This window comes from Azospirillum halopraeferens DSM 3675, assembly GCF_000429625.1.
Taxonomy (GTDB): domain Bacteria; phylum Pseudomonadota; class Alphaproteobacteria; order Azospirillales; family Azospirillaceae; genus Azospirillum; species Azospirillum halopraeferens.
Map to the genome: position 1 here is coordinate 389,357 of NZ_AUCF01000004.1, position 24,262 is coordinate 413,618.

General features: G+C 71.1%; 22 protein-coding genes and 1 tRNA gene. 10 read left to right on the forward strand and 13 right to left on the reverse strand.

Features of this window, described 5'->3' with window-relative positions:
• Nucleotides 1–93: 93 nt before the first annotated feature.
• The 6 genes from G472_RS0105370 to G472_RS0105395 form a co-directional block, all read right to left on the reverse strand.
• A complete protein-coding gene (locus G472_RS0105370; RefSeq protein WP_156927005.1) occupies nt 94–2,076 on the reverse strand; it encodes a site-specific integrase in 1,983 nt (660 codons plus the stop codon).
• 170 nt (nt 2,077–2,246) lie between these two features.
• Nucleotides 2,247–2,321 (reverse strand) — tRNA-Gln (locus G472_RS0105375).
• A 76-nt stretch (nt 2,322–2,397) separates the two neighbouring features.
• Complete coding sequence (locus G472_RS0105380) at nt 2,398–4,497, reverse strand: membrane protein (RefSeq protein WP_029007547.1); 2,100 nt, start codon at nt 4,495–4,497, stop codon at nt 2,398–2,400.
• A complete protein-coding gene (locus G472_RS0105385) occupies nt 4,494–7,244 on the reverse strand; it encodes a DUF4159 domain-containing protein (protein WP_029007548.1) in 2,751 nt (916 codons plus the stop codon). Before G472_RS0105385 ends, G472_RS0105380 begins: the two co-directional genes overlap by 4 nt.
• A 39-nt stretch (nt 7,245–7,283) precedes the next feature.
• Entirely contained in the window at nt 7,284–8,192 is a 909-nt protein-coding gene (locus G472_RS0105390; protein WP_029007549.1) for a DUF58 domain-containing protein, read from the reverse strand.
• A 10-nt stretch (nt 8,193–8,202) separates the two neighbouring features.
• Nucleotides 8,203–9,132: an AAA family ATPase gene (locus G472_RS0105395; RefSeq protein ID WP_156927022.1), complete on the reverse strand. Its 930-nt coding sequence runs from the start codon at nt 9,130–9,132 to the stop codon at nt 8,203–8,205.
• Nucleotides 9,133–9,302: 170 nt separating this feature from the next.
• Between G472_RS0105395 and G472_RS0105400 the strand changes: the two genes are divergently transcribed.
• The 4 genes from G472_RS0105400 (at nt 9,303) to G472_RS0105420 (ending at nt 12,081) form a co-directional block, all read left to right on the forward strand.
• A complete protein-coding gene (locus G472_RS0105400; RefSeq protein WP_029007551.1) occupies nt 9,303–9,872 on the forward strand; it encodes a DUF1285 domain-containing protein in 570 nt (189 codons plus the stop codon).
• Nucleotides 9,869–10,480 carry a CoA pyrophosphatase gene (locus tag G472_RS0105405; RefSeq protein ID WP_035691096.1) on the forward strand — a complete coding sequence of 204 codons (612 nt, stop codon included), beginning with the start codon at nt 9,869–9,871 and terminating at the stop codon, nt 10,478–10,480. The genes G472_RS0105400 and G472_RS0105405 overlap by 4 nt, the downstream gene beginning before the upstream one ends.
• A complete protein-coding gene (locus G472_RS31445) occupies nt 10,477–10,746 on the forward strand; it encodes a DUF6111 family protein (protein WP_035691097.1) in 270 nt (89 codons plus the stop codon). Before G472_RS0105405 ends, G472_RS31445 begins: the two co-directional genes overlap by 4 nt.
• A 96-nt stretch (nt 10,747–10,842) precedes the next feature.
• Nucleotides 10,843–12,081: a CCA tRNA nucleotidyltransferase gene (locus G472_RS0105420; RefSeq protein WP_029007553.1), complete on the forward strand. Its 1,239-nt coding sequence runs from the start codon at nt 10,843–10,845 to the stop codon at nt 12,079–12,081.
• 22 nt (nt 12,082–12,103) lie between these two features.
• Here the strand turns inward: G472_RS0105420 and hemF are convergent, their stop codons facing one another.
• Both hemF and G472_RS0105430 read right to left on the reverse strand, forming a co-directional pair.
• Nucleotides 12,104–12,997 carry an oxygen-dependent coproporphyrinogen oxidase gene (hemF, locus tag G472_RS0105425; RefSeq protein WP_035691098.1) on the reverse strand — a complete coding sequence of 298 codons (894 nt, stop codon included), beginning with the start codon at nt 12,995–12,997 and terminating at the stop codon, nt 12,104–12,106.
• Nucleotides 12,994–13,455 (reverse strand): tRNA (cytidine(34)-2'-O)-methyltransferase, encoded by a 462-nt coding sequence (locus G472_RS0105430; protein WP_029007555.1) that lies wholly within the window; start codon nt 13,453–13,455, stop codon nt 12,994–12,996. Before G472_RS0105430 ends, hemF begins: the two co-directional genes overlap by 4 nt.
• 251 nt (nt 13,456–13,706) lie before the next feature.
• On the opposite strand from G472_RS0105430, the gene petA reads away from it, so the two are divergent.
• The 5 genes from petA (at nt 13,707) to yddG (ending at nt 18,006) form a co-directional block, all read left to right on the forward strand.
• Complete coding sequence (petA, locus tag G472_RS0105435) at nt 13,707–14,276, forward strand: ubiquinol-cytochrome c reductase iron-sulfur subunit (RefSeq protein ID WP_029007556.1); 570 nt, start codon at nt 13,707–13,709, stop codon at nt 14,274–14,276.
• Between the two features lie 30 nt (nt 14,277–14,306).
• On the forward strand, nt 14,307–15,575 hold the full coding sequence (locus G472_RS0105440) for a cytochrome b (protein ID WP_029007557.1): 1,269 nt from the start codon (nt 14,307–14,309) through the stop codon (nt 15,573–15,575).
• Nucleotides 15,575–16,339, forward strand: a complete 765-nt coding sequence (locus tag G472_RS0105445; protein ID WP_029007558.1) for a cytochrome c1 — start codon at nt 15,575–15,577, stop codon at nt 16,337–16,339. Before G472_RS0105440 ends, G472_RS0105445 begins: the two co-directional genes overlap by 1 nt.
• Nucleotides 16,340–16,445: 106 nt before the next feature.
• The gene (locus G472_RS0105450; RefSeq protein ID WP_029007559.1) at nt 16,446–16,997 is read left to right on the forward strand and encodes a DUF924 family protein; all 552 of its coding nucleotides are present in this window, start codon (nt 16,446–16,448) and stop codon (nt 16,995–16,997) included.
• An 88-nt stretch (nt 16,998–17,085) separates the two neighbouring features.
• Entirely contained in the window at nt 17,086–18,006 is a 921-nt protein-coding gene (gene yddG / locus G472_RS0105455) for an aromatic amino acid exporter YddG (RefSeq protein ID WP_051340457.1), read from the forward strand.
• Between the two features lie 21 nt (nt 18,007–18,027).
• Here the strand turns inward: yddG and ctaD are convergent, their stop codons facing one another.
• The 5 genes from ctaD to G472_RS0105480 all read right to left on the reverse strand — a co-directional run bounded on the left by ctaD (nt 18,028) and on the right by G472_RS0105480 (nt 23,694).
• On the reverse strand, nt 18,028–19,626 hold the full coding sequence (gene ctaD / locus G472_RS0105460) for a cytochrome c oxidase subunit I (RefSeq protein ID WP_029007561.1): 1,599 nt from the start codon (nt 19,624–19,626) through the stop codon (nt 18,028–18,030).
• A gap of 28 nt (nt 19,627–19,654) precedes the next feature.
• Nucleotides 19,655–20,506, reverse strand: a complete 852-nt coding sequence (gene coxB / locus G472_RS31450) for a cytochrome c oxidase subunit II (RefSeq protein ID WP_084536461.1) — start codon at nt 20,504–20,506, stop codon at nt 19,655–19,657.
• A 138-nt stretch (nt 20,507–20,644) separates the two neighbouring features.
• On the reverse strand, nt 20,645–22,330 hold the full coding sequence (locus G472_RS0105470; RefSeq protein WP_029007562.1) for a calcium-binding protein: 1,686 nt from the start codon (nt 22,328–22,330) through the stop codon (nt 20,645–20,647).
• Nucleotides 22,331–22,459: 129 nt separating this feature from the next.
• Nucleotides 22,460–23,419, reverse strand: a complete 960-nt coding sequence (locus tag G472_RS31455) for an NAD(P)/FAD-dependent oxidoreductase (protein WP_051340459.1) — start codon at nt 23,417–23,419, stop codon at nt 22,460–22,462.
• On the reverse strand, nt 23,416–23,694 hold the full coding sequence (locus tag G472_RS0105480; RefSeq protein WP_029007563.1) for a hypothetical protein: 279 nt from the start codon (nt 23,692–23,694) through the stop codon (nt 23,416–23,418). The genes G472_RS31455 and G472_RS0105480 overlap by 4 nt, the downstream gene beginning before the upstream one ends.
• Nucleotides 23,695–23,855: 161 nt before the next feature.
• On the opposite strand from G472_RS0105480, the gene G472_RS0105485 reads away from it, so the two are divergent.
• On the forward strand, nt 23,856–24,236 hold the full coding sequence (locus tag G472_RS0105485; protein ID WP_029007564.1) for a hypothetical protein: 381 nt from the start codon (nt 23,856–23,858) through the stop codon (nt 24,234–24,236).
• The last annotated feature ends 26 nt before the right edge of the window (nt 24,237–24,262 follow it).

Sequence of the window (24,262 nt, forward strand, 5' to 3'; positions counted from 1 at the left end):
GGAGGCGACGCCTTTGGGGCAGGGCGGCCTGAGGCCACCAACGCGGCGGTGTCGGCACCCCGTCGGTCGTTTCGACGGGGCGCCCCCGCGGTCTTAGGCCCTGACCTTGATGGCGAAGGTCTCGACGCCGGTTTGGGCTTGGGCGACGGGACTGCTCGCGCCGGCGTCCAGCAGGAGCTCGCGGTTGGGCCCGACGCGGATACCGTGGTCGATCCTGTCGACATACTCGCGAAGCGTGATCATCGACTCGCCCAAGGGGTCGTACGTGCCATCGGTCATGTCCTTGATGACATGGCCGATCAGGCGTTTGCGGGCGCCCACCGGCACTTTTCCCTCGCGCAGCCGGACGTTGAAGTCCTTGCGCAGCGAATGGAAGTCATGTTCGGGCGCCCACAGCCCGTGTTCACGCGTGTAGCGCCCGAAGCGCTTGGAGAAAAGCTCGGTGAAGGTCTCGGTCACCGCCCCCCGTTCCAGGTCGGCGAACAGGCGCTTGCAACCCTCCCGGCGCCGTATTGCGACCAAATCCAGTATCCCCAGCGCGATCAGCGTGGCGTGGAGCGGCACCTCCCGGACGGAAGCCTTGTTCTTGACGGTCCGGCCCGGGCCGTCCCAAATCCGCAGGCACCAGACTCCGTCGCGTTGACGGATGTCCTCCAACTGAAGTTGCAGCACTTCCTCCGACCGGAGGCCGGCATGGGCGGCGATCAGAGGAGCCCAGAACAGAGCGTCCGTGCGCAGGCCCTCGCCACGGAAGGCCGGCGAGGTGAACAGCGCCCGCAAGCCTTCCCGCCCCCACGCCATGCGCTCGGTGCGGGGCACCTCGCGGTCGCGCGCGTCGCATTCCCCGGCGTCGAGGCGCTTGCCGCTGCAGGGATTGCGGCCGAAGAACAGGTCGTTGTCGATCGCCCATTGGAAGACGCTCGACAGACGGTCCATGTGCAGGTTGATCGTTGTCGATGTCAGGCGTCGGACGCCCGTACGCTCGCGGAGATCGACGAAATCGGTGCGGCTCAACAGACCGAGATCCACCCGCTCCCGCAGTTCGTCGAGGCGGTCCTGTTCCTCGGCATTGATGTCGTCCACAAGCTCTCGGATTGTGCGGGTGTCGCGGGGGCGCTTGCCGTGATCGGCGGGGAGCTGTGCCACCAGCGTCCGGAACTCCTCGACTTGGTCCTTGCTCACCGCGGAGAGCGGGATGTCCCCCATCGTCTCCAGCACCAGGCGGCAGGAGGCCTCGACCTTGCGGCGCATGTTCTTCACCCAGGAAGAGCTGGATGACTTCTCAGCGATCAGCCGCTCGAAGGCCTGCTTCACCGTGATACCCCCGCCCTGCGGAGCCGGTCCCACGGTCGTCCGCGCTCCGCCCGATGTGCCGATCGCGCCCGCCGACGGGGCGGGGCTGTCACCGGACGGCGGCGTGGGCACGGTGGCGGGCGGCGGCGCGGCCACTCCTGCCATCCCGCCCATCGGCGGATCGATCCGGGACGGACCACCCCCGTTCGGCGGCATGGTGAAGAAAGCGTCCTCCTCATAGAGGCCCTTCTCGCGCTGCTCGTTGACCGTGGCCACCCGAGTCAGGCCCCAGGCCGCCTGCCGCAGGAGCACGCGATAGTCCGGGGTCTCCGGCGGCAGCGTCAGCTGGAATCGGCCCAGGGCGGCATCGAGGGGACCGCGCACGCCCTCGAGTTGGTTGAGGCGCAGGGCGGTCTGCAGTTCGGCGCGCATGGCGCGGGCGCGGGCCGCCGCGGCATCGGCCTCCTCGGGGGTGCGGGCCTGGGACAGGGCACGGGCGTACTCGGCCGCGTCGATCTCATGGCGGATGAGATCGACGATGACCGCGTCCATTTGCTCCCTGGTCAGCGCCAGTCCGAGTGCCATCGCCTGCCAAACCCCGTCGAACAGCGCATCGGTGGCCGCCCGCAGTCGGGCGGCGCGGCTCCGCGCCTCGCAGGGGATGTGGGTTCGTAGCGAAAAAGCAAAAACACGGCGGCTGAAGGCCGCCTGGACGCGTTTGGGAACGCGCCGGCGCCACCAGTAGGCGGTGCCGCGGCGGTAGAGATGCGGGCTCGCGGACATCTTCCCTCGCTTGGCCGGGCGACGGGGGCGGCGCCCCGGTCGACGCGCTCCGGTGCACAGTCTGTGCGACAGCGGGGCGACACGCCGGATGACAGCGCCCGTCGCCGACCGGCCGGTCGGTGGACGGGGGCCCGAAAAGCCAAGGATTTCCGCGGGGATGCAGCTGGGAATGGCTGGGGCGCCAGGATTCGAACCTGGGAATGGCGGTACCAAAAACCGCTGCCTTACCGCTTGGCGACGCCCCAACGCGTCGGGAAGGGCCGGCACCATAACGGCAATCCGGCCCCGGTGCAACAGGGTGTTTCGCGTCCGAACCCGTCCTCAGCGGCCCTCGCGGCGCCAGGCCAGCAGCAGGGTGGCGAGCGCCAGGGCCAGCACCGCGGCGACGGGCAGCAGGGGCACGTCGGTGACGCCGGTCACCACGTGGTCGCCGTTGGCGCGCAGGCCGATCCAGTCGTCGCCGGACTGGTCGCGGTCGGGGCGGGTGCGGCGCACGGGGATGCCGCCCTGGCCCTGATCGGCGATCCAGTGGATGCCGCCCCCCGTCGCTTCGGCCACCGGAGCCAGCCGCTCGCCGGTGGAGCGCAGGTCGGCCAGTTCCGGCGGGTTGACGGTGCCCACCACCGCCAGGGCCGTGCGCTCGCCGTCGGTGACGCGGTAGATGCCGGGCGCGTCCGCCACCACCGTCGCCACCGTGCGCCCGCCGGGGGCGGCCTGCATGTCCAGGGTGCGCGTCTCGTCCGAGGGCGCCGTCAGCGTCACCGAGCGCGGGTCGGGCTCCAGGGAGCGGCGCTCCACCGTGATGCGGTTGCCGTCGACGATGGTGCGCAGGTCGTTCTCCTCCAGCTCCGGCTCCTTCATCAGCCAGTGGGCGAGCCGGCGCAGCAGCTCCGCCTGCGGGCCGCCGCCCTCGAAGCCGCGGCTCCACAACCAGATCTGGTCGGACGCGAGCTGCGCCACCCGGCCTTCGCCGACGCGGTCCAGGATCAGCAGCGGACGGTCCTCGGCGCCGGTCATCACCACCGATCCGCCGGCCGGCTGCACCTCCACCTGGTGGAACCAGCGACCCCACTCCGGCTCGCCGTCGGCGCGGTCACCGGGCAGCCCCGCGGTCACCGGGTGGCGGCGGCCCAACTCGGTCACCACCGGGCGGAAGGGCTGGCCGATGGTGCGGCCGGTCGGCTCCGCCGGCAGCACCTCGCCCAGCGGCGTGCGGAACAGCGACAGGGGCGTGGCATAGCCCTGTCCGCTGGTTTCCAGCAGCGCGCCGCCCTCCTGCACGTAGCGGGCGATGTTCTCCAGGTACATCTGCGGCAGCACGCCGCGCCGCCGGTAGCGGTCGAAGATGATCAGGTCGAACTCGTCCAGCTTGATCTCGAACAGCTCGCGGATGGGGAAGGCGATCAGCGACAGCTCGCGGATCGGCGTGCCGTCCTGCTTCTCCGGCGGGCGCAGGATGGTGAAGTGCACCAGGTCCACCGAGGGGTCGGCCTTCAGCAGGTTGCGCCACGTCCGCTCGCCCGCGTGGGGCTCGCCCGACACCAGCAGCACCCGCAGCCGGTCGCGCACGCCGTTCACCACCACCGCGGCCCGGTTGTTGGCCAGCGTCAGCTCCTCGCGTGCCGCCGCCACCTCCAGCTCCAGCACGTTCTGGCCGCCGTGGTCGACCGGCATCTCCAGCACGTGGTCGCGGCCCACCGGCACCTGCACCACCCGCGGCGGCCCGCCGTCGCGGCGCAGCGTCACCGCCGCGGTGGCGGACTGGCGCTGCGGCAGGTCGTCCACCCGGATCGTCACCTCCACCGGCCGGCCGACGATGCCGTAGCCCGGCGCCTGAACGATCGTGAGGCGGCGGTCGCGCTCGTCCCGGTCGCCGGTCAGCAGGGTGTGGATCGGGCCGCCTTCGGCCAGCCGGCCCGGGGAGTCGGGAATGTCGTGCACCTGCCCGTCGGTGATCAGCACCGCCCCCGCCAGGCGGCGGCGCGGCACGTCGGCGACGGCGCCGTTCAGCGCCTCGAACAGGCGCGTCTCGTTGATCGCCCCCTCGCCGCCGGCACCGTGGCCGGCCCGCACCACGCGCACCTCCAGGTCGTCGAAGCGCTCCAGCCGCTCCGTCAGGTCGCTCAGTGCCCGCTCCGCCCGCGCCCGCCGGTCGCCGACCGCCTGGCTGGGGGAATCGTCGACGACGATGACGGCGACGTCCCGGATGGGCTCGCGCTCCTCGTGCACCAGTGACGGGTTGAGCAGCGCCGCGGCCAGCACGGCAAAGGCCAGCAGCCGCCAGGCGATGCCGCGGGCGCGCCGGACCAGGCCCAGCAGCAGCACCAGGGCCGCCGCACCGAACAGGACGGCCAGAGCCTCCCACGGCAGCAGCGGATCGAAGGCGATGGAGGTGGCGTCGACGAAACCGCCGGTCGTCATTGACCGAGCCTTTCCAGAATGGCGGGCACATGGACCTGATCGGCCTTGTAGTTGCCGGTCAGGGCGTACATCACGACGTTGACCCCGAAGCGGTAGGCCATCTCCCGCTGGCGCTCGCCGCCGGGCACCGCGGGGTAGAGGGGCTGGCCGGTGTTGGGCTCCACCGCCCAGGCCGACGCCCAGTCATTGGCGCCGATGACGACCGAGGAGACGCCGTCGTTCAGGCGGCCCTCGCGCGCCTCCACCCAAACCTCGCCGCCGGTGTAGCGGCCGGGGAAGTCCTGGAGCAGGTAGAACGCCTTGGTCAGCACATGGTCGGGCGGCACGGGGGCCAGCGCCGGGATGTCCAGCCCGTCGGTCAGCCGCCGCAGCGCCTGCGCCCCCGGACCGGCCCCGGGCATCAGCGAGCGCGCCTGGTCGCGGGTGTCGAACAGGATGACGCCGCCGTTGCGCAGGTAATCGTTCACCCGCGCCCGCGCCGTGTCCGACAGGGCCGGCTGGGTCGGCGTGACCGGCCAGTACAGCAGCGGGAAGAAGGCCAGCTCGTCCGTCTCCACATCGACGGCCATGGCGCCCGCCGCCTCCGCGGCGGTGCGGCGGCCCAGCACCTCCACCAGCCCCTCCAGCCCGGCGCGCGCCGTCGCGTCGACACCGCCGTCGCCGGTGCGCACATGGGCGAGGAAGGTCTCCTCCGTCGCCCGCACGGCGCGTTCCACGTCCAGCGCCGCCGCCGGCCGGGGCGTCCCGGCGACCGGCACACCCGCCGCCAGCAGCGCCGCCAGCGCCGCCGTCGCCGCGGCCCGGCGCGGTCGGATGCGGCGGCCCAGCAGCCCGCGCAGGGCCAGCGCCACCAGCAGGTCGAGGATGCCCAGCGCCAGCGCCGCCGCCAGCAGATAGGGCTTCAGCGCCACCTCGCCACCGTCGCCGAAGCCGCCGCGGCCGACGCCGGGCGGCAGCGCCCCCGGCGGCGCCAGGGCGGTGACCGCGGTGGTCAGGTTCAGGGCGACGCGCGCGTCCTCCCGGCCGTACAGGCCCGGCGGGTGGCGCGGGCCGATGGCGGCGGCGCCGAACGCTTCCGCCTCCACGGGAAAGACCGTGGCGCCCGGCGCCAGCAGCCGGCCGTAGCCGTCCAGCACCTCCTGCGGCTCCAGCGTGCCGCCGGGCCCGGTGCCGGCGACGCCCTCGCTCAGCGCCACGATGCGCCGGAGCATGTCGACGAACAGGCCGGACAGGGACAGGTTGGACCAGTCGGGGCTGGCCGTGGTGTGCACCAGCACCACCCAGCCGTCGCCGCGCTTCTCGGCGGTGACCAGGGGGGTGCCGTCGGCCAGGCGCGCCCAGGTCCGGTCGGCCAGGTCGACCGATGGCTCCGCCAGCACCTGCCGGTTGACCACCACGTCGCGCGGGATGGCCAGGCCGTGGAACGGTCCTGTGGCGGCGAAGGGCTGAAGGGTCGCCGGCTCCGACCAGGACAGCGCGCCGCCCAGCGCCCGATCGCCCAGGCGCAGGCGCACCGGCACCAGGCGGTCGGCGTTCTGCGCCAGCCGCGGCCCGGCGAAGCGCACCAGCACCCCGCCGTCGCCCACCCACCGCTCCAGGGATTCCGCTTCCGACCCGGTGAGCGCGCCGACGTCGGACAGGATCAGCACCGCCAGGTCGCGCCGCATCAGCTCCGCCGTGTCGCCGCGGCGCACCTCGTTGTAGGGCTCCAGCGCCCGGCTGAGATAGTGCAGGTCGGACAGCAGCGGCTGGTTCTCGCCCTCCGGCCGGCCGGACACCAGGCCGACCGGGCGGCGGCGCCAGCGCTCGTCCAGCAGAACGGTGGCGGCGGCGGTGGTCTGGTTCTCGATGCGCAGGGCCGCGGCCTCGTTGCGCAGCTCGCCCGGCACGTCGAACCGCACGGACCGGCGCGCCTGCCCCGCCTCGAAGGCGACGGTTTCCCGGTGCAGCAGGCGGCCGTCGGCGGCGGTCATGCGCACGGTCACCACGTCCGGCCGGTCGGCGGCGCCGCGCACCACCTCGGCCACCAGGGCCGCCCCGTCGGATGTCGGTGGCATCAGCAGGTAGGGTGGCCGGGCCGCGCCGTCGTCGCGCACCTCCAGGGAGCCCAGGCGCTGGAGCGCCGAGGCCAGCGCCCGGTCGACGCCCTCGGCGGCGGCCACGCCGTCGCTCAGCCAGACGCTGTGGGCGGAGCCGGCGAAGGACAGGCGACGCACCGCCTCCAGCGCCGCGGCGCGATCCGCCGGCCAGGGGCGCGGCTCCAGCGCCTGCACGGCGCGCCGCGCCTCCACCGGCGGCAGGGGGGCGGTGGCGGCCGGCGCCTCGCCGCCGGGGCCGGGGGCGGTGGCCAGCACCACCACCGGGCGGTCCTGGCGCTCGGCCTGCGTGACCAGCCCGTCCAGCGCCGCGCGCCGGGCCGGCCAGTCGCGGCCGGCGGCCCAGCCGTTGTCGACCAGCAGCACCAGGGGGCCGCCGCCGGGCAGGGCCGCGCGCGGGTTCAGCAGCGGCCCGGCCAGCGCCAGGATGATCAGGGCGGCGACCAGCAGGCGCAGCAGCAGAAGCCACCAGGGCGTGCGCGCCGGCGTCTCCTCCCGCGCGGCCAGGTCGCGCAGCAGGCGGATGGCCGGAAAGCGCACCACCCGCGGCGCCGGCGGCGTGACCCGCAGGAGCCACCACAGGACGGGCAGCGTCACCAGGGCGGCGAGCGCCCAGGGGGCGGCGAAGGCGAGGGACCCGAAACCCAGCATGCTCTGCGTTCTCTCACTCCCGCGGGGATGGCCGCGGCCTCAGACAGGCTCCTGCGCCAGGGCGCCCCACAGCGACAGGAGGGCGGCCGTCGGCGGATGGTCGGTGCGGTGGACGGCGAAGGTCCATCCGGCGGTGCGGGCGAGCGCCGCCAGCCCTTCCCGGTGGGCCTTCAGGCGCGCCAGATAGGCGTCGCGCACCCCCTCCACCCGCGGCACCAGCAGCTCCTCCTCGCCCTCCAGCCCCTCGAACTCGACGCGGCCGGCGAAGGGCAGCGTCTCCTCCGCGGGGTCCAGCACCTGCATGAGGTGGCCGCGCACCCCCCGTCCGGTCAGCCCGGCGACGGTGGCGTGGATTTCGTCCAGCGGTGACAGCAGATCGCCGAACAGGACGACGCGGGCGTGCCGGGGCAGGGGTTCGATGCGGGGCAGGCCGGCCGGCGCGTCGCTCCACGCCCGGGGATCGGCCAGGCGCGACGCCATGCGGTTCAGGGCGCCGCGCCCGTGGTCGGGGCGCTGGCCGGTGTTGAGCAGCGCCACCCGCTCGCCGCCGCGGATCAGCAGGACGGTCAGCGCCAGCAGCAGCAGCTCCGCCCGCTCGCGCTTGAGCGGCAGGGCGGGGGCGGAGCGGTAGCCCATGCTGGGCGTGCGGTCGTGCCACAGCCAGACGGTCTGCGCCGCCTCCCACTCGTTCTCGCGCACGTAGACGGGCTGTGTGCGCGCCGACTGGCGCCAGTCGATCATCTGCGGGGAATCGCCGGGCATGTAGCGGCGGAACTGCCAGAAGGTTTCGCCCGGACCGACGCGGCGGCGGCCGTGGACGCCCTGGGCGACGGTGGCGGCGACCCGCTCCGCCTCCACCAGCAGGGGCGGCAGGCGGGCGGCCAGCGTCTCCGCCCGCTGCTGGGCGCGCAGGGCGTCGGCGCCGAGGGTGGGGGGCGCGGCGGCCACGGCGGCGGCCCTAGAGCAGCGGTTCGCAGAGACGGTCGATGACCGCATCCAGGGTGACGCCGTCGGCGCGCGCCGCGAAGCTCAGCGCCATGCGGTGGCGCAGCACCGGCTTGGCCAGCGCCACCACGTCGTCCAGGGACGGCGCCAGGCGGCCGTCCAGGACGGCCCGCGCGCGCGCCGCCAGCATCAGCGCCTGCGAGGCGCGGGGGCCGGGGCCCCAGGCGACGTGGCGCGTCACCTCGGCCACGTCGGAGGTCTCCGGACGGCCGGCGCGCACCAGGTCCAGGATGCCCTCCACCACGCTTTCGCCCACGGGGATGCGACGGACCAGCCGCTGGGCGGCCTGCAGCTCGGTCGGGGTGATGACGGTGACGGCACTCTCCTGCTCCACGCCGGTGGTGGCGACGACCATGCGCCGCTCCGCCTCCCGATCGGGATAGGTGACGTCGACCTGCATCAGGAAGCGGTCGAGCTGCGCCTCGGGCAGCGGATAGGTGCCCTCCTGCTCCAGCGGGTTCTGGGTGGCCAGGACGTGGAAGGGGGCGGGCAGGGGGTGATAGTGGCCGGCCACCGACACCCGGCGCTCCTGCATGGCCTGCAACAGGGCCGACTGGGTGCGCGGGCTGGCGCGGTTGATCTCGTCGGCCATCAGCAACTGGCTGAACACCGGGCCGGGGACGAAGCGGAAGGAGCGGCGCCCGTCCTCGGACTCCTCCAGCACCTCGGAGCCCAGAATGTCCGCCGGCATCAGGTCCGGCGTGCACTGGATGCGCTTCTCCTCCAGGCCCAGAACGGTGCCCAGGGTTTCCACCAGGCGCGTCTTGGCCAGGCCGGGCACGCCGATCAGCAGCACGTGGCCGCCGGCCAGCAGGGTGATCAGGGTCAGGTCCACCACCTCCCGCTGGCCGAAGATGACGCGGCCGATGCGGTCGCGTACCATGGCCAGCCGGACGCCCAGCGTCTCAACCTCGGCCAGCAGCTGATGGGGGTTTTCGGGACCGGCGGAGGCTGGCAGGGCGTTCGGGGCGCTCAAATCGTGTCTCCCTGTTCACATTCCCGGTCGGCAGACCTATGTGACGAGTGTGGCGAAAATAGGTTGCGCAGGACGCGATGAACAAAGTCGGCTCCGCGGCCGCCGAAAACAAGCGGGGGAATGCGATGACCGCGCATGCCCCCGACGGCGGAGCACCTCTCCAAAAGGAAGAGGAGTTCGGCATACGCATTGCCAGGGACGGCACCTGGTACCACAATGACGGTCCCATCCGGCGCATGGAGCTGGTGAAGCTGTTTGCCAGCGTGTTGCGGCGGGATGACGCGGGTGATTATTGGCTGATCACCCCCGTCGAGAGAGGGCGCATAGTTGTCGAGGATGCTCCGTTCGTCGCGGTGGAGATGTCGGTAAGCGGAAGCGGCACCGATCAGGTGCTGTCGTTCCGCACCAACCTGGACGAATGGGTGGAGGCCGGACCCGAACACCCGATCCGGGTGGAGCAGAGCCGGGAAACGGACGAGTCCGTGCCTTACGTTGTCATAAGAAACCGGCTGGAGGCGCGCATAGCCCGGTCCGTGTATTACGAACTGGTGGAACGGTGCGTGTCGATCGGCCAGGCCAGGGAGGGCGAGGTCGGCCTATGGAGCAAAGGAGTCTTCTTCGTGCTGGGCAGGTGGCCTGGCGAGTGACGCTGGATGACGTCCGCCGGCGCTTTCCGGGCAGCGCGGCGGCCTCGCTGCGGCCCCTGAAGGTGCGCGGCGACCATGACCTGAATCCCGGATTCGGGCCGCCGTCCGCCCTGCGCGAGGCGGCGGTGCTGATTCCCCTGGTCGACCGGCCGGGCGGCGCCACGGTGATCTTCACCCAGCGCACCGCCCACCTGTCGGCCCATGCGGGACAGATCAGCTTCCCCGGCGGCCGGCGGGAGCCGGAGGACCGCTCGCCCGAGGACACCGCCCTGCGCGAGACGCAGGAGGAGATCGGCCTGGACCGTGACCTGGTGGAGATCGTCGGCCGGCTGGACACCTACGTCACCCGCACCGGTTTCCGCGTCACGCCGATCGTCGGGTGCGTGCGCCCTCCCTTCGCCATCGTACCCGACCCGACTGAGGTGGCGGAGGTGTTCGAGGTGCCGCTGACCGTGATCCTCGACCCCACCAACCCGCAGCGCCACAGCCGCATGTTCATGGGTGCCCAGCGCTTCTTCTACGCCTTCCCCTACGGGGAGCGTTACATCTGGGGCGCCACCGCGGGCATGCTGGTCAACCTCCGCGACGTGCTGGGCGAGTCGCCGTGAGGGCCTTCCTGACGTTCGTCCTGCCGCTGCTGCTGCCCACCGTCCTGTTCGTCGCCTGGCTGGCCTGGCGGGCGCGCAACGGCGGTCCGCCGCTCGATCTGTCCCGGCTTCCCTGGCCGTGGCTCGCGGGCAGCGGCGTGGCCCTGCTGGTGCTCGTGCTGGGGGCCTGGGCCCTGTCCGGCGGTGCGCCGCCCGGCACCGCCTACGTCCCGGCCCGCATGGAGGGCGGACGCGTCATCGGCGGGGAGGCGGTGGACCCGCGCTGAGCGGGGATGGACGCCGCGCCGGCAAGCCGTATGATGCGGGCAGCCGCCGCCCTGCGTCGTTCCCGTGCCGGGCGGCAAGACGGAGTTCTCCATCCCATGCAATCCCCCGCCGCCCGGCTGGCGCCGCAGCCCTGGATGACCGCGCCGGAAACGCGGGCGGTGCTCGACGCGCTGGCGGCGGGCGGCGTCGACGCGCGGTTCGTCGGTGGCTGCGTGCGGGACGCCTGGCTGGGGCGGCCGGTCAAGGACATCGACATCGCCACCCATGCCCCGCCGGAGCGGGTGATGGAGGTGCTGCGGGCGGCCGGCCTCACCGCGGTGCCCACGGGCATCGCCCACGGCACCGTGACGGCGGTGGTGAACCGGCAGCATTACGAGATCACGACGCTGCGGCGCGACGTGGAGACGTTCGGCCGCCACGCCCGGGTGGAGTTCACCGACGACTGGAAGGAGGACGCGGCGCGCCGCGACCTGACCATGAACGCGCTGTCCTGCACCCCGGACGGCGCGGTCTATGATCCCTTCGGCGGGCTGGCGGACATGGCGGCGGGGCGGGTGCGCTTCGTTGGAGCGGCCCGCCTGCGCATCCGCGAGGACGTGCTGCGGCTGCTGCGCTTCTTCCGCTTCTACGCCCACTACGGCCGCGGCGCCCCCGACGCCGAGGCGCTGGAGGCCGCCGCCGAACTGGCGCCGCTGCTGCCCGCCCTGTCCGGCGAGCGGGTGCAGGGGGAGCTGTTCCGGCTGCTGTCGGCCCCCGATCCGGCGGCGGTGTGGCGGCTGATGGAGACGCACGGCGTGCTCGCACCCCTGCTGCCGTCACCCACCGACGGGGACCGGCTGGATCGCATGGTCCGGTTGCAGCACGCCCTGGGAGAGGCGCCGGACTCCCTGCTGCGGCTGGGGGCGGTGCTCAACGGCGGGCCGGAGGGGACCCGGGCGGTGGCGGATCGGCTGCGCCTGTCCAACGCCGACCGCGACCGTCTGGCCGCCATGGCCGAACCGCCGGTGGCGATGCCGCCCGGCGACGATCCGGCGGCGTGGCGGCGGGCCCTCTACCGCCTGGGGGATGCCGGGCGCTGGTGCGACCTGGTGCGCCTGGTGGCGGTGCAGGCGCCGGGCCCGCTGCCGCTGGCCACCGTCCGCAGGGCGCTGGCCAGCGCCGGCGACCTGGAGGATCTGCGCTTTCCGCTGGCCGGCCGCGATGCGCTGGCGCTGGGCGTGCCGCACGGGCCGCGTGTCGGCGCCCTGCTCCGGCAGGTCGAGGCGTGGTGGATCGCCGCGGACTTCCGGCCGGGCCGCGCGGAGTGCCTGGAGGAACTGCGGCGGCGGGTCTGACGGCGCGGCGCCGGCCGCGTCCTCAGGGCCATTTCACCTCGGGCGGCAGGCTCATCAGGATGGCCTCGGTGTTGCCGCCGGTCTTCAGCCCGAAAGTGGTGCCGCGGTCGTAGAGCAGGTTGAACTCCACGTAGCGGCCGCGCTTGACCAGCAGGGCCTCGCGCTGTTCGGCGGTCCAGGGCGTGTGCATGTGGCGGCGGACCAGCGCGGGATAGACCTCCAGAAAGGCCAGGCCGACGTCGCGGGTGAAGGCGAAGTCGGCCTCCCAGTCGCCGCTGTCCAGGCCGTCGTAGAAGATGCCGCCGACACCGCGCGTCTCGTTGCGGTGGGGCAGGAAGAAGTAGCGGTCGCACCACTCCTTGTACTTCGGATAGTAGGCCGGGTCGTGGCGATCGCAGGCGGCCTTCAGGGCCCCGTGGAAGGCGGCGGTGTCCGCGTCGTCGGGGACGGTGGGGGTGAGGTCGGCGCCGCCGCCGAACCAGCCGAAGCGGGTGGCGATGTGGCGGGTGTTCATGTGCGTCGCCGGCACCAGCGGCGAGCGCATGTGCGCCACCAGGCTGATCCCCGCTGCCCAGAACCGGCCGTCGCCGGCCGCACCGGGAATGTTGTCGCGGAACTCCGGGCTGAAGGTGCCGTGCACGGTGGAAATGTTGACCCCCACCTTTTCGAACACGCGCCCGCGCATGATCGCCATGGTGCCGCCGCCACCCTCGTCACCGCCGTGGTCGGGGCGCTGCCAGTTCCGCCGCTCGAATCGCCCGGGCGGCAGTGCGGCGTGCGGGCCGCCCTCCAGTTCGTCCTCCAGCGCCTCGAAGGCGGCGCAGATGCGGTCGCGCAACGTGGCGAACCAGGCGGCGGCACGGGCCTTCTGATCCTCGGTCGGCACGGTCGGGGTCGGCGGGGGTGTCGGCGTCATCGGGGGGCTCCGGAAGGTGCGGCGGTCTGTCGCATGGCCTCACCCAACACCATCGCCGCCGCCAGGGCAACGTTGAGGGAGCGCGCGGGAGGCTTCAGGGGGATCAGCAGGCGCGCGTCGGCCGCGTCGTGCACCGCGTCGGGCACGCCCTCGCTCTCGCGACCGACCATGATCCGGTCGTCCGGGCGGAAGGCGAAGGCGGTGTAGGGCAGGGCGGCGCGGGTCGTCAACAGCACGAGTCGCCCCGCCGCGGGCGTTGCGCGGTACGCGTTCCACGAGATGTGGCGGGTCAGATCCAGGTGGGTCAGGTAATCCATGCCGGCGCGCCGCAGCTTGCGGTCGTCGAACAGGAAGCCGCAGGGCTCGATCACGTCCAGCGGGACGCCCAACGCGGCGCACAGCCGCATCAGGGTTCCCGCGTTCTGGGGGATGTCGGGTTCGAAAAGGACCAGCCGCATGCCCTCAATCCGTTCGTGGCTTCTAATGTTCGTTATATGCGCGCGACATAATGTCCGGAGGATAGGACTTTTCAACGGCGCGACGCGACGCTATACCGCACCCCAATGGCTGCTTACCCCCCTTCCGGTCGAAGCCGCATGACCGGGTCTTACCCGACCGGCGGAGAAGGACAGCCGAGTCATGCTAAGAACGTCCGACGCTTCCCCCAGCGGCCCTCGCGCGCTGTGCAGTTCTGAGGAGAATGACGCTTATGGCTGAGACCACGCATCCGTCCGGCACGGGTGCCCACGCGGCCCCCGGCGGCGAGGGGACTTCCCGCCGTGATTTCCTCTATCTCGCCACCGGTGCCGTGGGTGCCGTCGGTGTCGCGGCGGCTGCCTGGCCGTTCATCGACAGCATGAATCCGGCGGCCGACACCCTGGCGCTCGCCTCGATCGAGGTGGATCTCTCCCCCATCCAGGAAGGCCAGGCGATCACCGTCACCTGGCGCGGCAAGCCGGTGTTCATCCGCTACCGCACCGAACGGGAGATCGCCGAGGCGACCCAGGTCAACATCCGCGAGCTTCCGGATCCGCAGGCCGACGACGCCCGCGTGCAGCGGGCCCAGTGGCTGGTGGTGATCGGCGTCTGCACGCACCTGGGCTGCGTGCCGCTGGGGCAGAAGCCGACCGACCCGCGCGGCGACTTCGACGGCTGGTTCTGCCCGTGCCACGGGTCGCACTACGACACCTCGGGCCGCATCCGCAGGGGCCCGGCGCCGGCCAACCTGGTCGTGCCGGAATACGCCTTCATCAGTGACACCGCGGTCAAGCTCGGCTAAGCGGCCCTCGGTATCGGGAGACCAGACGATATGGCTCAGGGACACGCCTCTACATTCAAGAATCCCGTCGTGAAGTGGGTCGACAGCCGTCTACCGATCTTCACGATGATGCATCACGAGTACAACGAATACCCGATGCCCCGGAACGTCAACTATCTGTGGGCGTTCGGTGCCATCGCGGGTGTCATGCTCGTGATCATGATCGCGACCGGCCTGGTGCTGGCCATGCAGTACGCCGCGCACACCTCGATCGCCTTCGAATCGGTCGAGCGCATCATGCGTGACGTGAACTACGGCTGGCTGCTGCGCTACATGCACGCCAACGGCGCGTCGATGTTCTTCATCGCCGTCTACATCCACATGTTCCGCGGCCTTTACTACGGCTCGTACAAGGCCCCGCGCGAGATCCTGTGGATGCTGGGGGTGGTGATCCTGCTTCTGATGATGGCCACCGCCTTCATGGGCTACGTGCTGCCGTGGGGCCAGATGAGCTTCTGGGGTGCCACCGTCATCACCAACCTGTTCTCGGCCTTCCCGATCGTCGGCGACCCGATCGTGACCTGGCTGTGGGGCGGCTTCTCGGTCGACAACCCGACGCTGAACCGCTTCTTTGCTCTGCACTTCCTGCTGCCGTTCGTGATCTTCGCGGTGGTCATCCTCCACACCGCCGCCCTGCACGTCTCCGGCTCCAACAACCCGCTGGGCATCGACGCCAAGGGTCCGCAGGACACCGTTCCGTTCAACCCCTACGTCACGGTGAAGGACCTGTTCGCGGTGGTGGTCTTCCTGATCTTCTACTGCGCGTTCGTCTTCTTCATGCCGAACTACCTGGGCCACCCGGACAACTACATCCCGGCCAACCCGCTGGTGACGCCGGCGCACATCGTGCCGGAGTGGTACTTCCTGCCGTTCTACGCCATCCTGCGCGCCATTCCGGACAAGCTGGGCGGCGTCATCGCGATGTTCGGCGCCATCGCCGTGCTGTTCGTCCTGCCCTGGCTCGACACCTCGAAGGTGCGGAGCTGCAAGTTCCGTCCGATCTACCGCCAGTTCTTCTGGGTCCTGGTGCTCTGCTGCCTGGTGCTGGGCTACGCCGGCGCCATGCCGGCCGAAGGCATCTGGCTGACCATCGGCCGCATCGCCACTGCCTACTACTTCTTCCACTTCCTGATCCTGCTGCCGGTCCTGGGCAAGCTGGAGCGTCCGCTTCCGCTGCCGGCCAGCATCAGCGAACCGGTTCTCAAGGGCGGTGGCCGCGTCGCTGCCGGCGCCCACGCCAGCCCGATGGAGAAGGCCTAATGCGCGCGCTGAAGACTGCTTTCCTCTCCGCGGCCCTGGCGCTGGGGCTGGCCGGCACGGCCGTGGCGGCCGAGGGCGTGGCTATCCCGGCGCAGAGCTGGCCCCATTCGGGCGTCTTTGGGACGATCGACCGGGCGGCCGCCCAGCGCGGCTTCCAGGTCTACCGTGACGTCTGCGCGAGCTGCCACTCGCTGGAGCTGGTGCCGATCCGCACGCTGGTCGGCATCGGTTACAACGAGGACCAGATCCGGGCGATCGCTGCCGATTATACCATCGAGGACGGGCCGAACGACGCGGGCGACATGTTCGACCGCCCGGGCATCCCGGCCGACCGCTTCCCCAGCCCGTTCCCCAACGACCAGGCGGCCCGCGCGTCCAACAACGGCGCCCTGCCGCCGGACCTGTCGCTGATGGCCAAGGCCCGGGTCGGCGGCGAAGACTACCTCTACGCCTTCCTCACCGGCTTCAAGGAGCCGCCCGAGGGCGTCACCCTGATGGACGGCATGTACTACAACGAGTACTTCCCCGGCCATCAGGTCGGCATGCCCAACATCCTGATGCCGGATGGCGTCACCTACGCCGACGGCACGGAGGCGACGGTGGAGCAGCAGGCGCGCGACGTGTCCACGTTCCTGACCTTCGTGGCGGAACCCCACATGGACACCCGCAAGCAGACGGGCGTTAAGGTGATCCTGTTCCTGATCGTCTTCGCCGGCATGATGTACGCGGTGAAGCGCCAGCTCTGGAGCAACGTCCACCATTGATCCGGTGGCGGCCTGACGTTTTCGCTGGACAGGGCGCCTCCGGGCGCCCTGTTCTGTTTTCGGGCCCGGTGAACCGAAGGCCCGGAACGAATGGCAGGGGGGACCGATGGCCGACACGCTGATCGACGAGATCGTGGACTTCTGGTTCGACGACGCGGTGAAGTCCTATTGGTTCCGCCGCTCCGACAGCTTCGACCGGGCGGTCCGCGACACGCTGCTGGAGCACCACGAGGCCGCCGCCGCCGGGCGCCTTGATCATTGGAAGGAGGACGTGGACGGCTGTCTGGCCCTGTGCATCCTGCTGGACCAGGTGCCGCGCAACGTGTTCCGCGGCAGCCCGCGGTCCTTCGCCACCGACGCCGCGGCGCGCGCCGTCACCCGCCATGCGCTGGCCGAAGGCTTCGACCTGGAGTGCACCGCCGACGAGCGCATGTTCCTCTACCTGCCGCTGGAGCACAGCGAGGACATGGAGGACCAGCGTCTGGCGGTGGCCCTGTTCCGCGAACGGGTCGGCCTGGCGGAGGCGGTGGACTATGCCGAACGCCACCTGGCGATCATCGAGCGCTTCGGCCGCTTCCCTCACCGCAACGCCGTCCTCGGCCGGCCGAGCACACCGGAGGAGGAGGCGTTCCTTAAGGAGCCGGGGTCGTCATTCTGATCCGGGCGTCCGGGCCGGCAGCGTTGAGTCCGACCCCGCGGGTGCGGTATGCACGGCGGGTCCCGACGCCAATCCAATCGGAGCCCCGATGACCTCCGCCGCTCTTCCCGGCCGCCCCGGCCACGACGTCCGCCGTGCCACCGCGATCGGCGGCACGGCCATCGTGATGTGGGCGACGCTGGCGCCGCTGACGACGCTGTCGGGGGTGATTCCGCCGTTCCAGCTCGTCGCCATGGCCTTCCTCATCGCCTTTCTCGTGGGCACGGGCGGCGCCCTGGCGCTCGGCCGCGACGCGGTGGGGGTGCTGCGCCAGCCATGGCCGGTGTGGGCGCTCGGCGTCGGCGGGCTGTTCGGCTATCACTTCTTCTACTTCCTCGCCTTCCGCCTGGCGCCCGATGCGGCGGTCGAGGTGAACCTGCTGAACTATCTGTGGCCGCTGCTGATCGTCCTGTTCTCGGCCCTGCTTCCGGGGGAGAGCCTGCGCCGCACCCATGTGCTGGGCGCTTTGGCCGGGCTGGCCGGCACGGCGATCCTGGTCACCGGGCGCGGATCGGCGGGCGGGGTGACGCTGGAGGCGGCCAATCTGCCGGGCTATCTCGCGGCGATCGCCGCGGCGTTGACATGGGGCGGTTATTCCGTGGCGTCGCGCCGCTTCGGCCATGTCCCGACCGAGGCGGTGGGCTGGTTCTGCCTGGCCACGTCCCTCCTGGCGGCGGTGTGTCACCTGCTCTTCGAGGAGACCGTGGTGCCCGCGGGGGGCGAGTGGCTGGCGGTGCTGCTGATGGGCCTGGCCCCGGTGGGCCTATCCTTCTTCACCTGGGACCACGGGGTGAAGCACGGCGACATCCGGGCGCTGGGGGCGATGAGCTACGCCGCGCCGCTGATGTCGACGTTGCTGCTGATCCTGATCGGCCATGCCATCGGCGGCTGGACCGTCTGGGCCGCCTGTGCCCTGATCGTGGGCGGTGCCGTGCTCGCCAGCGGGGACGTGCTGCGGCGCCGCCGTTAGATCGGTTGCCGGTTCAGCCCGTCACTTCACCGTCGGCAGCCGTTCGAACTGGTGGTAGGGCGGCGGCGAGCTGAGGGTCCATTCCAGGGTCGTGGCGCCGGGCCCCCAGTAGTTGGCCCCCACCCGGGCGCCGCGGAACACCGTGTAGATGGCCAGCGCGATGAACACGAGGTGGCCGCTGAACGCCAGGTACGAGCCGAACGAGGACACCATGTTCCACCCCGCGTACATGTCCGGGTAATCGGGGATCCGGCGCGGCATCCCGGCGGTGCCCAGGAAGTGTTGCGGGAAGAAGGTGAGGTTGGCGCCGACGAAGGTCATCCAGAAGTGCACCTTGCCCCAGAACTCCGGGTACTGGCGCCCCGACATCTTGCCGATCCAGTAGTACCAGCCGGCGAAGATCGAAAACACCGCGCCCAGCGACAGCACGTAGTGGAAGTGGGCGACGACATAGTAGGTGTCGTGCAGCGTCTGGTCGAGGCCGCCGTTGGCGAGCACCACGCCGCTGACACCGCCGACGGTGAACAGGAAGATGAAGCCGATGGCGAACAGCATCGGCGTCTTGAACTCGATGGAGCCGCCCCACATGGTGGCGATCCACGAGAAGATCTTGATGCCCGTGGGCACCGCGATGATCATGGTGGCGGCGGTGAAATAGGCGCGGGTGTCGACGTCCAGGCCCACCGTGTACATGTGGTGCGCCCACACCACGAAGCCGACCACGCCGATGGCCACCATGGCGTAGGCCATGCCGAGATAGCCGAACACCGGCTTGCGCGAGAAGGTGGACACCACCTGCGAGATGATGCCGAACCCCGGCAGGATCATGATGTAGACTTCGGGGTGGCCGAAGAACCAGAACAGGTGCTGGAACAGCACCGGGTCGCCGCCGCCCTCCGGGTCGAAGAAGGAGGTGCCGAAGTTGCGGTCGGTCAGCAGCATGGTGATGGCGCCGCCCAGCACCGGCACGGCCAGCAGCAGCAGGAATGCGGTCACCAGCATGCCCCACACGAACAGCGGCATCTTGTGCAGCGTCATGCCCGGCGCGCGCATGTTGAAGATGGTGGTGATGAAGTTCGCGGCACCCAGGATCGACGAGGCGCCTGCCAGGTGCAGGGAGAAGATCGCCAGGTCCACCGCCGGCCCCGGATGGGATTGGTTGGACAGCGGCGGGTAGATGGTCCAGCCCGTTCCCGCCCCTTGCCCGACGAAGGGTGAGGCCAGCAGCAGCAGGAAGGCCGGCACCAGCAGCCAGAAGCTGATGTTGTTGAGCCGCGGGAAGGCCATGTCGGGGGCGCCGATCATGATCGGCACGAACCAGTTGCCGAAGCCGCCGATCAGTGCGGGCATGACGACGAAGAACACCATGATCAGGCCATGGGCCGTGATGATGACGTTCCAGAACTGGCCGTCCTCGACGACCTGGAGACCGGGGCTGTGCAACTCCGCCCGCATGATGGCGGAGAAGCCGATGCCGATCAACGCCGCGACCACGGCGAAGATCATGTACAGCGTCCCGATGTCCTTGTGGTTGGTGGAAAAGAACCAGCGCTGGACGAAGCCCGGCGTGTGGTCGTGATGGTCCGCCCCGTCGTGGGCGGGCGTGCTCTGTTCGGCCATCGGATGGAACCTCACTCGAACGGGCTGATCAGCGGGCGGCGACGCGGGTGGCCCCGGCCTCCGGCGCGGGAGCGGAGGCGGCGAACTCCTGCCGGGCCTGCTCGACCCAGGCTTCGAAGCGTTCGGGGGAGACGACCTCCACGGCGATGGGCATGTAGGCATGGCCGGTGCCGCAGATTTCCGAGCACTGGCCGTAGTAGACCCCTTCGACCTCGGCCCGGAACCAGGTCTCGTTGATGCGGCCGGGAATGGAGTCCTTCTTGATGCCGAAGGCCGGGATCGTCCAGGAATGGATGACGTCGCCGCCGGTGGTGAGCAGGCGCACGGTGCTGTTCACCGGCACGACCACCCGGTTGTCGACCTCCAGCAGCCGCTTCTGGCCCGGCTGGATCTCATCCTCCGGGATCATGATGGAGCTGAAGGTGAAGTCGCCGTGGTCGGGATAGGTGTAATCCCAGTACCACTGCCGCCCCGTCGCCTTGATGGTCATGTCCGCTTCCACCGCCCGGTCGGCGAAGTAGAGGACACGGAACGACGGCACCGCGATGATGACCAGGATGATCACCGGGACGGTGGTCCAGATCACCTCGATCAGCGTGTTGTGCGAGGTGCGCGACGGCGTCGGGTTGGCGCTCGCGCGGAAGCGGATCGTGACATAGGCGAGCAGCGCCACCACCAGCAGACAGACCGCAACCATGATCCACAGAAGAAGCTGGTGGAAGGCGTCCATCTGCTCCATCACCGGCGTGACGGCCGGCGGATGCCACAATTGCCACGCCGGTTCGTCGACGATCGGTCCGTCTCCCGTCTGGGCCAGAGCGGTGAATGGCGAACAAAGCGCCGCGAGACAGGCGAGCGCGGTCGCCTTCGCGTGTTTCATGGATTCCCCCTTATGCCTCCGGCGGCCGGGTTCCGGTCGGGACGGAACCCTTGCCTTTGCCGGGTGCAACACGCGACGTGCAGGAAAGTTCAACGGCTGCGGCAAAGTTTCCGTCTCGTCGCCGTTCCGGTCCGTCGGTCAGGTCTGGAACCAGCCGTCGGCCACGTCGCGGGCGGCGATTCCGGCCAGCGTCACCGTATCGCCGGAGGTGAAGGTGACCACCGCCCCGGCACCGCCGTCGGCCACCGTCCAGGTCAGGCCGCCCGCCACCTGCATGCGGTCGCCCGCGGCCGCATTGAAGTCACCGATCACGTCGTGCCCGCCGCCGGCCCCGAAGACGAAGGTGTCGGCGCCCTCACCGCCGAACAGCGTGTCGTTGCCCAGGTTGCCGGCCAACACGTCATCGCCGCGGTTGCCGTACAGCACGTCGTCGCCCTGCCCGCCGAACAGGGTGTCCGCCCCCTGACCGCCGAACAGGCTGTCGGCGCCCATCTGGCCGTACAGCACGTCGGCCGCGATCTGGCCGTAGAGCTGGTCGTCGCCCTGCCCGCCGAACAGGCTGTCCTCGTCCTGGCCGCCGAACAGGCTGTCGTCGCCGACGTTGCCATAGAGGACGTCCGCCCCGCGGTTGCCGTACAGCGCGTCGGCACCGGCGTCGCCCCACAGCGTGTCGTTGCCGTCGCCCCCGCTCAGGACGTCGTCCCCGTCGGTCCCGCGCAGGTCATCGTCACCCGGCGTCGCCGAGACGGCCGGCGGGGGCGTATCGCGGTCCGAGCCACCATCCGAGCCACCATCCGAGCCACCGTTCGACCCGCCGTCCGATCCGCCACCCGTGTCGTCGACGGTGCCGGTACCGGTGCCGGTGGCAGGGGGAGGCGTGCCGGGGTCGGCGCCGGTGTCGGGGGCAAGGCGGATCTCCATCCCCTCCACCACAAAGCGGGAGGCGGGCAGGGAGCCGGTCAGGGCGACGGTGTAGTCGGCGCCGGGCACCGTGTCGGTGCCGATGTGCAGCAGCGTGGTGCCGCCCGGACCGGCCTGCGCGGCGATGCTGCCGTAGCCGAGGCCGCTTCCGTCTCCCGCCGTCACCGGACCGCTCAGCGGGACCCAGCCGATGACGATCCGGTCATCCCCGTCGCCGAAGTCGGCGATCAGCGGCGTGCCCGTCTGCCCGCCGGAGACGAGCAGGCGGAACACGTCGGCCCCGGAGCCGCCGATCATCGTGTCGGCGCCGTCGCCACCGTTCAGCGTGTCGTTACCGGCACCGCCGATCAGCAGGTCCCGACCGGTGTCTCCCGGGCGGTGACCGTCCAGTTCGTCGTCACCGTCGCCGCCGTAGAGGGTGTCGCTGCCGAGGTCGCCGACCAGGAAGTCATCGCCGCCGCCGCCGCTCACCAGGTCGTCGCCTTCGTCGGCCAGGAAGATGTTGGCGCCGTCGTCACCGATCAGCCGGTCGGCGTGGCGCGAGCCGCTGACCACCTCGATCGACACCAGGGTGTCGCCCGCGGCGTCGCCGGTGTTGTTCGCCGGCGTGGCCAGGTCGACCACTACCCCCGCCGCGGCACCGCTGTAGGACACCTCGTCGAAGCCGTCGCCGCCGTCCAGACGGTCGGCGCCGGGTCCGCCTTCCAGGGTGTCGTCGTCGTCGCCGCCGGAGAGGGTGTCATTGCCGGGACCACCGTACAGGACGTCGGGGCCGTTGGTGCCGATGATCAGGTCGTCGCCGTCGGTGCCGCGGTACTCCATATGGGTGCCGTGGTTGATGACGATGACGGTCGGCGCGGCCGGGTTGGTGGTGTCGCCATCGGCGGGATGGGCGTCGCGCATTCGGTCCTCCCTCGGACGCTGCTTGAAAAGCGAGCGGATCGACAACGAAAGGTCGTCGAAGCTCCGGGATGGACTCTTGCTAAGGTCGCAGTTCTGGGCAAGGATGCAAGGGGAATACGCCGGGCGGGCTCATTCCGCAGGGCGAGCCCCGCCCTCCGGTTGCGCCGTGTAGAGTTGCCCGTCTGCCACCAGCAGGCGGCGGTGGATGGCGGTCGCCGCCCGGGCGGCGTCACCCATGGCGACGGCGATCTGGTTCAGCCCGTCCGCCACGTCGCCCGCGGCGTACAGCCCGTCGACGCTGGTGGCCTGGCGTTCACCGATGCGCAGCCGGCCGTCGGCGGCGCGGTCCGGGTGCAGCGGCTTGGCGGCATCGGCGCGCGGCACCGCCCCCAGGGCGGAGTAGAGGGTGTCGAAGGTCAACCGTTCCCCCGACGCCGTGGTGAGCGCGGCGATGCGGTCGTTCTCGGTGTGGACCTCCACCACGGGCTCCTCCACCGAACGGATGCCGGCGGCGGCCAGGCGATGCCGGTCGGCGTCGCGCAGCCCCATGGTCTCGCCCAGCGTCAGCAGGGTGATGCGGTCGCTCCAGGTGCGCAGGAACAGCGCCTCGCCCAGCCCGGCGGCGCCGTGGCCGATGACGCCGATGCTCTGCCCGATGACCTCGTAGCCGTCGCAGATCGGGCAATGCCGGACGAGGCCGCGCTGCACCGCGCGGTGGACGTCCGGCAGCACCGGCTCCACGTCGATGACGCCGGTGGCCATCAACACGGTGCGGGCGGACAGGGCGCCGGCGCCCTCGCGGTGCACCGTGAAGGTGCCGTCGTCGTTGCGGTGCAGGGATTCCACCCGGCCGCGCTCGATGCGGGCGCCGTAGCGGCGGGCCTGGTCGCGCATGCGGGCCAGCAGGTCGGTGCCGGCGATGCCCTCGGGAAAGCCCGCGTGGTTGTGGGACACGGGAATCCAGGCGGCCCGACTCTCGCCGGCATCGACGACCAGGAAACGGCGGCGGTAGCGTGCCAGGTAGATGGCCGCGGTCAGGCCGGCCGGGCCGCCGCCGACCACCACGCAGTCCAGGGGAGGAGGGATCATTCGGGTTCCGTGGGTTGGTCGAGCCGCCGGCGAATGGGGCCGGGCAGGCGGAGGGTGGCGGCGAACCCCATCATCAGGAAACCGGCGTAGATGCCGGCGAACACCGCCGCCACCGCCGCGATCACCGCCCACGGGCCATCGAACGGCGCCTCCACCAGCAGGAGCACCGCGCCCAACCCGCCGCCGGCCGCAGCCAGCATGCCGACGGCATCCAGGATCTTCGGCACCGGACCCGCCGCCGTGTCGGACGTCCGGGAAGGGAGCGGTTTGTCCATGGGGCACCCACCAGCGGTTTGCGATGCGGCAACACGGGTTGCCGCGGCAGAGTTCCGCGCGGATGCACGGATGGGCGATGCGGAGGTTTCAAACGTCTGCGAATTATCCTTTTGGCAACGTTTCGGGCGTAGCACCGGGATAGAGCGGCAGGAGGTGTGCCATGGCTCTCAGCGTTCTCGAGGTTGCCGTCTACGCGATGGTCCTGACCGCGGCCCAGCCCCGGGCGTTCGAGTGCGTCGCGGTGCAGCCGGAAGGCGTGAACTGCACCAGCGGAATGGCCGCCGTCCCGACGAAGGGCGGCGGCATGGCCTTCAACAACGGGGTCACCGTCACCGTCACGCCATCGCGCGACGTGGTGTTCTCCAACGGTATTCGCATTCACCTGGATTCGTCAGCCTGGGCCCATTTCAAGCAGGGGGATACGGTGTTGGTGTCGGTCCGCCGGATGGACAGCCGGGGCACCCGATTCAACTTCAACAACGGCTACACCTGCCAGTACATCGACAAGGACCGCACCATGGCCCGCTGCTTCCGGCCATGAGCGCCACCGGTCGCAGGGAGGACACC